Source organism: Paraliomyxa miuraensis, from assembly GCF_026337845.1.
Classification (GTDB): Bacteria; Myxococcota_A; Polyangia; order Nannocystales; family Nannocystaceae; genus Paraliomyxa; species Paraliomyxa miuraensis.
In genome coordinates this window covers 543,672-558,437 of sequence record NZ_JAOVZF010000163.1, presented here as the reverse complement: position 1 = coordinate 558,437, position 14,766 = coordinate 543,672, and the positions used below count along the sequence as shown (strand labels likewise).

The 14,766-nt window shown below is 66.7% G+C and carries 1 protein-coding gene (cut by a window edge); it reads left to right on the top strand.

What is annotated here, in order from left to right; all coding sequences use genetic code 11:
* Positions 1-56 precede the first annotated feature (56 nt).
* Positions 57-14,766, top strand: partial view of a type I polyketide synthase gene (locus tag OEB96_RS42320; protein WP_323137494.1) — the 5' portion only. 4,061 nt of this gene lie beyond the right edge of the window; the window shows 14,710 of its 18,771 coding nt (coding positions 1-14,710); its start codon is at positions 57-59; its stop codon lies beyond the right edge, outside the window.

Below are 14,766 nucleotides of genomic sequence, written 5' to 3'. Positions count from 1 at the left end.
TCGCGCGTTGTCATGTGCGATTGCGTGCGATCGCGTGAGGCTGCACGTTCACGCGCATGGGAGTGATTGCGCGCAATCGATGTGTCCGGCGCGATCGTGCACGTGTGCGATCTTGCGCGGTCGAGCGCGATTGTGTGTGTTCGAGAAACTGTGCGGTCATGCACCCTGATGCGTGGTGGGGAGTGCGATTGCCTTGCGTGGGGAGAAGTGCTCTGATGCGGCGCGGAGCAAGGGGCTTCGGACATGACGGAGGGGCGTGCGTCGCTTCATCCCGGAGAGTTGCTCGAGAGATTCCGACCCTGCGAGAGACGATGAGCAGAAGCTATACCGGTACCGAAATTGCGGTCATTGGGATGGCCGGACATTATCCAAGATCGGGGAGTGTGAGCGACTTCTGGCGCCATCTTCGCGAGGGAAGGGAGCTCGTCACCTTCTTCGATCGCGAAGATCTCCTCGCCTCCGGGGTCGATGCGCAGCTTCTCGACGACCCTCGGTATGTGAAGGCGGCTGCCTACCTCGAGGACATGGAGTGCTTCGACGCGGCGTTCTTCGGCGTGGCGCCCAGAGAGGCTGCGTTGATGGATCCTCAGCATCGCCACTTTCTCGAGTGCGCGTGGGAGGCATTGGAGGACGCGGGCTATGACCCGCAGCGCTGTCCCAGTCGTGTCGGCGTGTATGCGGGCGCGGCCATGGATACCTATCTGCTCTACAATCTGATGCGCAACCCCGTCGCTCGCGCGACGGATGTCCTGCAGATCCAGCTTGGCAACGACAAGGACTACCTGCCCACGCGGGTGTCCTACAAGCTCGATCTGCGCGGCCCGAGCATGCTCGTACAGTCCGCGTGCTCCTCGTCGTTGGTGGCCACACACGTCGCCACTCAAGCGTTGCTCGATGAGGAATGCGAGATCGCGCTCGTTGGTGGTGCTGCCGTGCTCGTTCACACGCGTCACGGCTATCTTCACAAGGAGGGAGGTGTCGCATCCTCCGACGGTCATTGCCGTAGCTTCGACCTCGCGGCGGACGGGACGATCTTCGGCAGCGGCGTGGGGGTCGTTGCGCTGAAGCTTCTGTCTCGTGCTCTCGAGGACGGCGATCACATCGAGGCGATCATCCTCGGCACTGCGATCAACAACGACGGGAACATGAAGGTCGGCTTCGGGGCTCCCAGCGTCGAGGGGCTGTCCGAGGTCATCGCCGAGGCGATTGCCAACGCTGGTGTCGACACGGAGACGATCGGATACGTCGAGGCACACGGCATGGGGACGCGTCTGGGCGACCCCATGGAGCTCCAGGGCTTGACGTCGGCGTTCGGCCTCGGCTCGTCCGCCCGGCAGCTCTGTCCGATCGGCTCGGTCAAGTCGAACGTTGGGCATCTCGACGCGGCCTCCGGAGTCACCGCGCTCATCAAGACGTGCCTGTGCGTGCGAGAAGGCGTCGTCCCGCCCACGCTGCACTTCCGGCGACCGAATCCGGCCTTCGACCTCGCATCGACGCCGTTCTTCGTGAACGATCGCCTGAGAGAGATGGACCGGCGCGGTGCCCCACGACGCGCCGCCGTCTACTCGATGGCGATTGGTGGGACCAATGCGTGTGTGGTCGTCGAAGAGCCGCCTCCCGCAGCGCCGACGCCTCGGGCCGAGCCCTTTCAGCTCTTCGTGCTGTCGGCAAGGACCGAAGCGGCGCTGGAGCGAGCGACGGCCAACCTCGCCGAGCACCTCCGCCGTCATCCCGATACGAACCTCGCGGACGCAGCGTTCACCCTGCAGGCCGGTCGCCAGCACTTCGAGCACCGGCGATTCGCGGTGGGGCGTGACACCGAGGACATGGCTCGACTGCTGTCGGAGCCCAAGAGTCTTCCGCGCCAAGGGCTCCTGACCGAGCGACCATCGCTTGCGTTCATGTTCCCCGGGCAGGGGGCGCAAGCCGGCGGCATGGCGGCGCAGGTCTACGAGCGCGAGGAAGGGTTCCGGGAGCCCTTCGATGCATGCGTCGAGCGCATTCGGACGATCTCCGGGATCGATCTACACCCGCTCCTCGTCTCGGCGTGGCGTCAAGAACACGATGACCAACTCCGGCGGACGGAGGTCGCCCAACCCGCTCTATTCGCGGTGGAGTACTCCCTCGCAAAGCTGCTCGAGCGCTGGGGGGCGAGGCCGAGCATCATGATCGGGCACAGCATCGGCGAGTACGTCGCCGCGTGCTTGGCCGACGTATTCACACTCGACGATGCGCTCTCCATCGTATGCGAACGCGGTCGCCTGATGGCTCGGCTTCCCGCAGGGGGGATGCTGGCCATCCAGCGGTCCGTCGACGAAGTCCGGGAGTGGCTTGGTCCGTCTCTCTCGATTGCGACGATCAATGCACCGACGCAGTGCGTCGTCTCGGGGCCGCTGGACGCCGTTGCGTCGCTCGAGCAGCAGCTCCGTGCACGGTCGATTCCCTGCCGGCGATTACGGACCTCGCACGCGTTTCACTCCGCGATGATGGACCCCGTCGTGGAGGAACTCGTCGAAGTGGTCCGCCGCGGGGCTCCGAAGGCCCCTCGGCTCCCCTTCGTCTCGAACCTGAGCGGTCGTCTCATCCGCGATGAGGAGGCCACCGATCCCTCCTACTGGGGCCGGCACCTGCGCGGTACCGTGAACTTCTCCCGAGGGATCGAGGAGATCCTTCGACTGGGCAACCACGCGCTGGTCGAGGTGGGGCCGGGCAGCACGCTCGTCACGCTGGCGCTCCGTCACGCGCCGACGGGCGCGGCTCCCCTCGCCGTTCCCACGCTCTCTCACGCGCAGGTGCGCGACGCGGATGCCTCCACCCTGCTGTCGACGCTCGGGCAGTTGTGGCAGGCGGGGGTCGCGATCGACTGGGAAGGCATGCACGCGGGGAAGCGAAGGCGCCGCGTCTCCCTACCGACGTATTCCTTCGAGCGCGAGCGCCACTGGCTCGAGCCGGCCGAGGACGGGATGGCTCGCTCGTCGAGGGATCAGGCTCCCGGAGGGAGCAGTCGAGCCGCCGATGTGGTCGTCGGACCGAAGCCGGAGATCTGCGTGCCCATCGAGCCGCCGAGCGATGACGTCGAAGGGACCATCGCTGCCATGTTCGGAGCACTGCTCGGCATCGCTCCCGTTGGAGTCCACGACGACTTCTTCGTGCTCGGCGGTGACTCGATGGTCGGCATCCAGCTCCTCTCGAGCCTCCACGAGGTCTTCGGTGTGGACCTCTCCGCACGGGCCGTGTTCGAGCATCGGACCGCGGCGCAGCTCGCCGCGCTCGTGCGCGAGCGGGGGACCACGACACGTCCACCCCTCACGCGGGCGATGTGCCGGGAAGATCTCCCGCTCTCCTTTGCACAGCAGCGGCTCTGGGTCCTGAGCGAGAGCGAGGCCGAAGACATCTCCTACAACCTGCCGTTCGCGATGCGCATCCTTGGGGACCTCTCCAGCGAGACCCTACGGCGCGCGTTCGAGGAGGTGTTGCGGCGGCACGAGGTGCTGAGGACCACGATCGAGGCACGGGACGGGGTGGCAGTACAGCGCATCCAGCCTGCCACTCCGTGGTTGCTGCCAGTGGTCGATCTGTCGGATCTCACCGCGCCCGCACGGGAGGCCGAGCTGGAGCGACGCGTGCTCGAGCTCGCCAAGCTCCCGTTCGATCTCGCTCACGGGCCGCTGCTGCGTACGGTTCTGCTCCGTCTCGGTGACACCGAGCAAGTCCTGTTCGTCTGCATGCACCACATCGCCACCGACGCGTGGTCGATGGGGGTCCTGATCCACGAGATCTGCACGCTCTACGACGTACTCGGCCGAGGTGATGCCTCGCCGCTTGCCGAGCTCACGATCCAGTATGCGGACTATGCCGTCTGGCAGCGGGGCTGGCTCGAAGGTGAGCTGCTGGACGAGCAGGCCTCGTACTGGAAGGGCCGGCTCGCCAACCTGCAGTCGCTCGAGCTCCCCACGGACCGACCACGCCCCCTGGCACCGTCACGCGGCGTCGGATCGATTCCGCTGCGAGTGAGTGGCGAGCTGCTGGAAGAGCTGCGGACGCTCGGCCGAGGGCAGGGAGCCACGCTCTTCATGGTGCTCGTAGCTGCCCTTCAGGCCCTCTTGCATCGGCTGAGCGGACAGGACGATGTCACCGTGGGCACGCCGATCGCGGGGCGCCAGCGCAGGGAGCTGGAGGGGCTCATTGGTCTCTTCGTCAACACGCTGGTACTGCGCGCAGACCTGTCGGATGACCCGACCTTCGTCGAGTTCCTCGAGCAAGTTCGCGAGACGACCCTGGGGGCCCATGCTCACCATGACATTCCGTTCGAGCGGCTCGTGGAGGAACTCGCGCCCGCGCGCGATACCTCCAGGCACCCGCTGTTCCAGGTGATGTTCACGCTGCAGAATGCTCCTCATCGAGATGTACACATCGAGGGGCTGGAGGTGTCGCTGATACCCATCGAGAGTGGTGCCGCGAAGTTCGACCTGCTCTTGATGGTGGGCGAGGAGGAGGGGGAGCTCCGAGGGACCCTCGAGTACGCGACGGACCTCTTCGACCGGGACACGGCGCAGAAGATGGTCGAGCGGCTGTCCATGCTGCTCGAGGCGATCGTGGCGCAGCCGGATGTCCGCATCGGCGCCCTCTCGATACTGACCGCCGAGGAGCGAGCCGCGATCGCCCGCTGCAACGACACCGCGAGCCGTTACCCGCAGGATGCCTGCGTCCACCACTTGTTCGAGGCCCGGGTGGACAGCACGCCCGCCGCGGTGGCGGTGGTGGATGGCAGCGAGCAGATGACGTACGCCGAGCTGGACCGAGCGGCCGAGCGTGTGGCTCGTCGACTTCGGGCGATGGGAGCCGGGCCGGAGGTGAGGGTTGGGCTTTGCCTTCGGCGATCACCACACCTGCTCGTTGCGATGCTCGGCGTCATCAAGGCCGGTGCGGCCTATGTACCCCTCGATCCCTCCTATCCGCGTGCACGCATCGAGTACATCTTCGCCGACAGCGGTGCACGCATCCTCGTGGTGGAGAGTGCACTGGCGGATGGTGTAGGGGTTCCAGCATCCTCGCGTCTGATCATCGACGAGCTGAACGATGGGACGGCCACCGAGAGCACCCAGAGGCTCGCCGCCGAGGTTCGAGCCGACAACCTGGCCTACGTGATGTACACGTCGGGCTCGACCGGCAAACCCAAGGGAGTGATGGTTCACCACCGGGGGCTGGTCAACTACTTGTCCTGGGCCATGGGCGCCTATCCGACGGGCGCGGGCGCTCCGGTGCACTCCTCGATCGGATTCGATCTGACCATCACCAGCATCTTCCTTCCGCTGCTCACAGGAAGGGCCGTCGTGATGGTGTCCGAGCAGAACACCATCGAGGCGCTCGTGGGGCTGATGCAGGAACGGCCCGGTTTCGGCCTGGTCAAGATCACGCCTGCCCACCTGGGGCTGCTCGAACGGCTGCTGCCGCCCGAGTGCATCTCGGGAAGCACGCGGTCCTTCGTGGTGGGAGGCGAAGCGCTGAAGTGGGAGCAGATCTCGTTCCTCCGTCGGCACGCACCCGAGGTCCAGATCGTCAACGAGTACGGGCCAACCGAGACGGTCGTGGGCTGCTGCACGTTCGAGATTGGGGGCGACATGGGGTCCGCCGTCGAGGGCGCCCCCGTGGTGCCCATCGGTCGGCCCATTGCCAACACGCAGCTCTACGTGGTGGACCGAGGGCTCGGGTTGCAGCCGCCCGGCGTCACGGGGGAGCTGCTGGTGGGGGGCGACGGTGTCACGCGCGGCTACCAGGGTCGCCCTGGCATGACCGCTGAGCGATTCGTTCCCGATCCCTTCTCGGGATCGCCGGGCGCGAGAATGTACCGCACGGGCGATCTCGCACGGTGGCGAGCCGACGGCAGTCTCGAGTTCCTGGGGCGAACGGACCAGCAGGTCAAGCTTCGCGGCCATCGCATCGAGCTGGCCGAGATCGAGGCTGCGCTCGCGAGTTTCCCGGGCGTGCGCGAGGCTGCGGTCGTACTGCGGGGAGATGCTGCTGCGGGTGAGCACCTCGCCGCGTATCTGGTGCTCGCCGGAGGGCAACCGACACCGGTGGAGGCCATTCGGGAGCACCTCTCGAGCGACTTGCCCGGCTACATGATCCCGACGTCGTTCATCGTGCTCGAAGCGCTGCCGCTGCTGCTCAGTGGCAAGGTGGATCGCAAGGCCCTGTGCGCGCTCGAGGAGGACGAACACCAACGGGCGAAGTCCTACGAAGCCCCACGCTCGCGGGTGGAGCAGCAATTGGCTGCCATCTGGAGCGAGGTGCTGCGCCTCGAGCACGTGGGGATCCATGACAACTTCTTCGAGATTGGAGGCGACTCCATCTTGAACATCCAGGCCGTCGCACGCGCGCGGAAGGCAGGGATCGAGCTCTCGCCCGAGCTGGTGTTCAAGTACCCGACGATCGCGTCGCTCCGTGACGTCGTGGGCTCGCTCCCCGGGCCGCACGCCGCCGAGCAGGAGGACGCGACCGGGGTGATGCGATTGCTGCCGATTCACCGCCAGTTCTTGGAGGGTGAGCCCGAGGCGCCCCATCACTTCACGCAAGCGCTCTTGTTCGAGATCTGCGAGGGGCTCGATGGCGACACGCTCGAGCGGGCCATCGACGCCCTCGTCACGCACCATGACGCCCTGCGCCTGCGCTTCACCCGGGTGGGGGACGCGTGGCAGGCTCACTTCGGAGATGCGCGAAGTGCTTGGATCTTCGTCAGAGAGGATCTTGGCGCGCTTCCGGTCGCCTCGCGGAGGTCGCGGCTCGAGGCCCGTGCCGCGGAGCTGCAGGCGAGCCTGAGCCTCGGCGACGGCCCGATGCTGGTTGCTGCGTGGTTTGGGCTCGGCGCGGAGCTCGGCGATCGGTTGCTCCTGGCTGCACACCACTTCGTCGTGGATGGCGTCTCCTGGCGAGTCCTGCTCGAGGATCTGGAGCACGTCCATGCCAAGGCCGTGCTCGGTGAGCCCATCGTGCTGCCGGCCAAGACCACGTCCTACCAGCGATGGGCGGAGCGGTTGAGCGAGCATGCTCGATCGGAGTCGATGGTTCGACGGCTCGATGCGTGGACCCACCACCTCGAGCGCGATCTGCCACGCCTGCCGCGTGACTTCGCCGTTCCCGACGAGGCCAACACGGTTGCCTCCGGCGTGCTCGTCACGGCCACGCTGTCTCGCGACGAGACACAGGCGCTCCTCCAGCGCGTTCCGCAGGCGTACCACACGCAGATCTCGGATGTGCTCATCACGGCATTGGCGCAGACGATCGCCGCCTGGACGAGGGAAGCCGGCGTATACCTCGAGATCGAGGGGCACGGCCGCGAGGCGCTCTTCGACGACGTGGATCTCTCGCGAACCGTTGGATGGTTCACCATCCTCGCGCCGGTGTTCCTGGAGATCGACGCGGGCGCCGGGCCAGAGCAAGCGCTGAAGTCGGTCAAGGAGCAGCTACGCCGGTTTCCACACCACGGGATGGGGCACGGACTCCTGCGCCATCTCGGCCCGGACGACACACGGCACACGCTCGCGCGGGTGCCACGGCCGGAGGTCGTCTTCAACTACCTCGGCCAGCTCGACCTCACGCTCGAGGAGTCGAGCCTCCTTCGCCCGGCCAAGGAGTCGGCCGGCCCCACGCGAGACGGCGGCGCTCGACGATCGCACGTGCTCGACATCGACGGCATGGTGATCGAGGGGCGCCTTCAGGTGAGCTTGACGTTCAGCGAAGCGCTCCATGAACGGGAGACCATCGAACGACTGGCTGCAGAGTTCCGTCGTCGTCTCGTGGGGTTGATCCATCACTGCTCGTCGCCCGACGCCTACGGACGCACCCCTTCGGACTTCCCCCTCATCGAGATCGAGCAAGCGGCTCTCGATCGGCTGATTGGAAGCGAGCGGAACGTAGAGGACATGTACCGGCTCTCGCCGATGCAGCAGGGCATGCTGTATCACTCGCTCAAGGAGCCGAGCTCCGGCATGTACATGGAGCAGCTCCACGCGGTGCTGGACGGCGTGGAGCGAGCCGAGCTCCTCATGGATGCGTGGCGTGGCCTGCTCGAGACGGAGCCGATGCTCCGTACGTCCTTTCACTGGGATGGTCTCGCCGAGCCGGTGCAGGTGGTGCACCGTCGCGTGGAGTACCCTGTGTCGAGCCAGGACTGGCGAGCCCTCTCCGAAGCGGAGCAGCAGGAGAGACTCGCTGCGTATCTCCTGGACGACCGGCGGCGCGGGTTCGACTTCGAGCGGGCGCCCCTGTGGCGCCTGCTCATCGCGCGCCTGGGCTCTCAGCGTTACGCCTTCATCTGGACGCACCACCACATCCTCCTCGATGGTTGGTGCCTCTCTCTGATCCTCAAGGATCTCTTTGCCTTCTATCACTCGGCGCGGAGCGGAGAGCCACCGCGACTGGAGAGGAGGGGCCAGTTCCGCGACTACATCGGGTGGCTCTCGGCACGAGACCTGCAGGTCATGGAGAGCCACTGGAGAGGGCGCCTGCAGGGCTTCGAGGAAACCACCCCGTTGTTCCTGGAGCACCGAGCGGACGCGTCGATGGTAGGGGCTCATCGACGCGTCGAGACCAAGCTCTCCGGTGCCGAGACCGAGGCTCTCGTGCAGGCAGCACGGCGACACCGGCTGACACTGAGCACGATCGTGCACGGAGCGTGGGCGATCCTCCTCTCGCGACGTAGTGGTCGGAGCGAGGTGGTGTTCGGCAGCACAATCGCGGGCCGTCCACCCGAGCTGCCGAACGTCGAGACGATGGTCGGCCTGTTCATCAACACACTCCCCCTGCGCGTCGAGGTGCGAGAGGACGAGCCGCTGATCCCCTGGCTTGGCGGGCTGATGACACAGCAAGCAGAGCTGCGGGCCAACGGGGCGATTCCGCTGTGGCAGGTCCAGAGCCTGGGCCAGTCCTCGTCCCGAGGTGCGTTGTTCGACTCGATCGTCGTATTCGAGAACTACCCCATGGACGAGGCCATCATGCGAGGCCCGGAGGGGGTACGCGTCGAGGGGGTGAGGCTCGTCGAGCAGACCAACTATCCTCTGACGGCTGCAGCTGCGCCTGGGTCGGAGCTGACGCTCCAGATCGGCTTCGACACGTCGCGTGTGTCGAAGGAGACGGCAAGCCGGATCCTGGGCCACTGGAAGGCGCTCCTCGAGGGCGCGTCCAGGCGCCTGTCGGGGACCATCGGCGACCTGTCCCTGCTCGGTACCGACGAGTCGCAGCGGCTGCTGACCGAGTGGAGCACGACTTCGACCGAGGCGCTGGAGAACGAAGGCGTGCACCGGTTGGTCGAAGCGTGGGCCAGCAAGCGACCCGAGCTGACCGCGCTGGTCTTCTCCGGACAGCAGGTGACGTACGGAGAGCTGAACCGGCGAGCGAATCGGCTCGCCCATCACCTGCGAATGCTGGGGGCAGGGCCGGAGGTCAAGGTTGGGCTCCACGCGGAGCGATCCATCGAGCTCGTGGTGGGCCTCCTCGGCATCCTGAAATCGGGCGCGGCCTACGTGCCGCTGGAGCCGGCGCTACCGATGGAGCGGCTCTCCCACCTCCTGCAGGACGCTGCGATCGCGCTGGTCGTCGCGCAGGAGAGCCTCTCGGACGAGCTCCCCGCCACGGATGCGTACGTGGTGATGCTGGACGAGGAGGTGAGCGTTGCGGCGCACGGCAGCGAGCACGACCTTGCGGGCGGGGCCGATGGGCGCAACGCGGCCTATGTCATCTACACCTCGGGATCCTCGGGCACCCCCAAGGGCGTGGTCCTGGAGCACCGCGGGATTCGAAACCTGGCGCTCGCACAGGGCAGGGCGTTTGCCCTGCGTGAGGGCAGCCGCGTGCTGCAATTCGCCCGGCTGGGATTCGACGTCGCGACCGGGGAGATCCTCACGACCCTGTCGGCGGGTGGGACGCTGTTCATGGCGCCTCCGGACGAGCTCGTACCCGGAGCTGGGCTCGTCGAGCTCCTCGAGCGACATGCCATCGAGCTGGTGATGCTGACGCCCTCGGCGCTCTCCCTGCTCGAGCCCACGGCCTTGCCGAAGCTCCGGACGCTCGTGGTGGGCGGCGAGCCCTGCTCGAGCTCGCTGGTGGAGCGCTGGGCGACCGGCCGGGCGTTCTTCAACGTCTATGGGCCAACGGAGGCAACGGTCACCACCACGATCGGACGGTGCATCGACGGTGGGGAGCCGTCGATCGGTCGCCCCATCACCAATGCGCAGGTGTACGTGCTCGATCGACGGATGGTGCCCTCGCCGGTTGGTGTTCCCGGTGAGCTGTTCATCGGCGGGGCAGGTGTGGCGCGGGGATACTCGAGCCGACCCACGCTGACCGCCGCGACCTTCGTGCCGGATCCATTCTCGAGTGCTCCTGGTGCGCGGCTCTATCGGACGGGTGATCTCGTGCGATGGCGGGACGACGGCACACTGGAGTTCCTCGGGCGCGTCGATCGGCAGGTCAAGGTGAGGGGGCACCGCATCGAGCCGGGCGAGATCGAGGCGGCGCTGATGCAGCATCCTTCCGTCTCCCAGGCCGCGGTGATCGTGCGGGAGGACGCACCAGGCGAGAAGCGGCTGGTGGCATACGTGGTCGCAAGCGGTGCCGAGCCGGTCGAGGGGGCGGACTTGCGCTCGTATCTCGAGGGCAAGCTACCCGAGTACATGGTGCCGGCGCTCCACATCCCGCTGCCCGCGCTGCCCCTGTCCCCGAGCGGCAAGGTGAATCGACGGGCCCTGCCCGCACCGGAGGCGTTCCTTGGAGCCCGCGAGACGGCGAAGGAGCAGCCGCGGACCCCGATCGAGCGAGCACTCGGGGAGATCATCCGCCAAGTGCTACGCGTCCAAGACCTGGGCTTGCATGACAACTTCTTCGATCTCGGTGGCGACTCGATTCTCAGCATCCAGGTGGCAGCGAGGGCGAGCCAGTCCGGCTTGAGGGTCACGCCGCGGCAGATCTTCCAGCATCCAACGATCGCCGAGCTGGCCCAGGTCGTGTCCTTCGGAGCCGACGGGGTCGAGGCAGAGCAGGGGGTTGTCTCGGGTGAGATGCCGCTCCTGCCCATTCATCGGCACTGGCTCGAGCTCCTTCCGACCGACAGGAGCCACTTTGCATGGACCCTGCTGCTCGAGGTGCTCACCTCGATCGACGTGGCAGTGCTCGAGCAGGCACTCGGCGCCGTGGTCGAGCACCACGACGCGCTGCGCCTGCGACTCGTGGAGGGCCGAGCGGTTCACGCCGAAGAGCCGGCGGCCGTGCGTGTCGAGATCGTCGATCTCTCGGACATCGACGAGCATGCGCAGCGAGCGGTCATCGACGCGAAGACCACCGAGATCGAGGAGGGTCTCGATGTGGAGCAGGGGCCGATCCTGAGGGCGGTGTGGTTCGAGCGAGGCGACCTGAGCCCGCCGCTCTTGCTCCTCGTGCTCCATCACTTGGTCGTGGACGGCGTCTCATGGCGCATTCTCACCGAGGATCTGGCGAGCGCATATGCGAAGCTCGTGGCCGGGGAGCCGGCTTCCCTTTCGCCGAAGACCACGTCGTACCGGGCATGGGGCGAGCGGCTGGCCGCCTGGGCGCGAACCCCTGCTGCCCGCGAGCAGCTCGAGTACTGGGCCTCGCGGCCGACTCATCACGCAAAGCCACTCCCGCGAGACCACACGGCCGACATGGCCCAGAACACGGTGGCATCGGCCGAATTCGTGGAGCTCGAGCTCTCGGCCGAGGAGACCGACGCGCTGCTCACACGGGTGCCTCCGATCTACCGTACCCAGATCAACGACGTCCTCCTGACGGCCGTTGGAGGCGCCCTGGCGGCTTGGGTGGGAAGCTCGACCGTCTCGATCCTCCTCGAGGGGCATGGCAGGGAGCAGCTCGTCGAAGGGGTCGATCTGTCGAGGACGGTCGGATGGTTCACCTCGATCTTTCCGGTGACTCTCGAGATCGACGCCGCATCAGAGCCGGCTGCGGCGCTCAAGTCCGTCAAGGAGCAGATGCGGCGAGTGCCAGAGCGAGGCATCGGGTACGGCGCGCTCCGGTACCTGGGAGACGAGGACACGACGAGGGAGCTGTCCGAGAAGGCGGAGCCCGAGGTCGAGTTCAACTACATGGGCCAGATCGCCGGCTCCGACCTCTTTCGCATGTTCCGCTCCAAGGTGCCCGTGCAGCCCGGGAGCAATCGCCGGCCCTACGTGCTGGGTGTTGGTGCGATGGTGGTCGAAGGTCGCATGAAGGTGATGTTCTCGTTCAGTCGGGCGCTGCACCAGCGCTCGACGATCGAGCGGCTCGCTCGGGGCTGCTTGGAGCGGCTGCGGCGGCTGATCGAGCACTGTCTCTCGCCCGATGCCGGCGGCTTCACCCCGACGGACTTTCCACTCGCAGGGCTGGGCCAGGTCGATCTCGACCGCGTGCTTGGGAGCGCGCGGAACGTGGAGGACGTCTTCAGGCTGTCGCCAATGCAGCAAGGCATGCTGTTCCACGCCCTCAAGGACCCCGGCTCGGGTACGTACGTGGAGCAGCTCCACTGCGTGCTCGACGGTCTCGAGCACCCCGACGCGTTCGAACAGGCATGGCGGCAGCTCGTCGACGCCGAGCCGACGCTTCGGACCTCATTCTACTGGGAGGGGCTCTCGTCACCGGTGCAGGTCGTCTGGCGAGACGTGGAGCTGCCCCTGACCTGCGAAGACCTTCGGGGCATACCGCGAGACGCATGTCGAGATCAGCTCGCCTCGTACATCGAGAGCGACCGCTTGCGCGACTTCGATCCGACCCAGGCGCCCTTGCTGCGCCTGCAACTGACCCGCCTGGGGCCCGAGCGGTACGCATTCGTCTGGACCCATCATCACATCCTCATGGATGGATGGTGCTTTCCGTTGCTCCTCGAGGATCTCTTCGCGCGATATGAAGCGCTCTGCCGAGGTGTTGCCGCTCCCTCCTCGCGTCGGGGCCGCTTTCGTGACTACATCGCTTGGCTCGATCGGCAGGACATGGCGCCGATGAAGAGCTACTGGAGCGAGCTCCTTCGCGGGTTTCGTGAGCCTACCCGGCTGCCCCTCGGATGCTGCGAGCCGAGCCCCGAGGGAAGCTCGTACCGGCGCCTCCGGGCCACCCTGTCGACCCGGTCGACCGCTGCGCTCGGCGAGCAGGCCCGAGCGCACCACCTGACGCTCAGCACGCTCGTCCACGGTGCGTACGCGATCGTCCTTAGCCGGATGAGTGGAGACGCCGAGGTCCTGTTCGGTAGCACGATGTCGGGCCGTCCGCCCGAGCTACCCGACATCGAGACGACCATCGGTCTCTTCATCAACACCCTGCCGCTGAGAGTGGGGGTGGGCGGTGACGAACTGCTCCTCCCCTGGCTCGGACGACTGATGGAGCAGCAGGCGGACGCGCGACAGAACGGCGCGATTCCGCTGTGGACCGTGCAGGGGCTCGCAGAGACTCCGCGTGGCACTCCGCTATTCGACACCATCGTCGTGTTCGAGAACTACCCCATCGACAGCGCGGTCCGAGAAGGCCCCCATGGCATCAGCGTGGAGAGCGTCGAGATCGTGGAGCAGACGAGCTACCCGCTGACTGCGGTGGCCGTTCCCGGTGAGGAGATGTCGCTGTTCGTGAGCTACGACGCGTCGCAGATCTCGGATGAGGTCGCGAGTCGGATGCTGCTCCACTGGAAGACGCTCCTCGAGGGCATGGCCGCGGACCTCGAGGGAACGGTCGGTCTCTTGCCGCTCGTCCCCGAAGACGAGTTGCAGCGAGTCGTCGTGGGCTGGAACGATACGGCTTCGGAGTACTCTCGGGGTGCGTGTGTCCATGAGCTGTTCGAGGCACAGGCTGCGAAGACGCCCGACGCGGTGGCGGTCGTGGCGGGCGACGCGAGGCTCTCGTACGCCGAACTCGACGAGCGCGCCGGGCGGCTGGCGCAGCGCCTCGCGCATCGGGGAGTTGGGCCCGAGGTGCTCGTGGGCATCTTCGTCGAGCGCTCCCTGGACATGGCGATCGCGGTCCTGGCCATTCTGAAGGCCGGAGGGGCGTACCTGCCTCTCGATCCCGAGCACCCTGCCGAGCGGCTCGAGTTCATGCTGGGCGACGCAGCGGTACCGCTGGTCTTGACGCAGGCCAGCATGTGCGAGCGGTTGCCTCCAACGGCAGTCGAGGTGCTCGTGCTCGATCGTGAGGCGGAGGCTCGTGCATCGTACCCGCCGGGCGAGCTCCAGCCGGGTGTCGGGCCCATGAACGTCGCGTACGGGATGTATACGTCGGGTACGACGGGCAAGCCGAAGTGCGTGCTCGTCTCGCATCGGAATGCCGTCAATCTCCTCGGATGGAGCGAGCGCTTCTTGGATGGTTTTGGGGACTGGTCGCTCCCCGTCGTTGCTGGCTTCGCCTTCGATCCCTCGTTCTGGCAGATGTTCACACCTTGGTCGGTGGGCAAGGCCGCGTGGATCATCGACATGCCGAGCACGATTGGCGCGGGCGCGACCGTGGATCGGCTCTCGGTCGAAGGGAAATGCGTCCTCAACTGCGTTCCCTCGGTGTGGAACGCGATGCTGGAGTCCATCGAGCAAGGCGAGACCTCGGCATCTCCTGGGCTCGCTGCCTTGCTCCTCGGGGGAGATCACGTCGAGCCGGCGCTGGTTCGGCGCACCCGCGCCGTGATGCCCGAGCTCGAGATCTGGAATGTCTACGGCCCAACCGAGACCACCGTCAACGCGACGGTCGGGCGAGTCTCGTCGCCGGATGCGATCTCGATTGGACGCC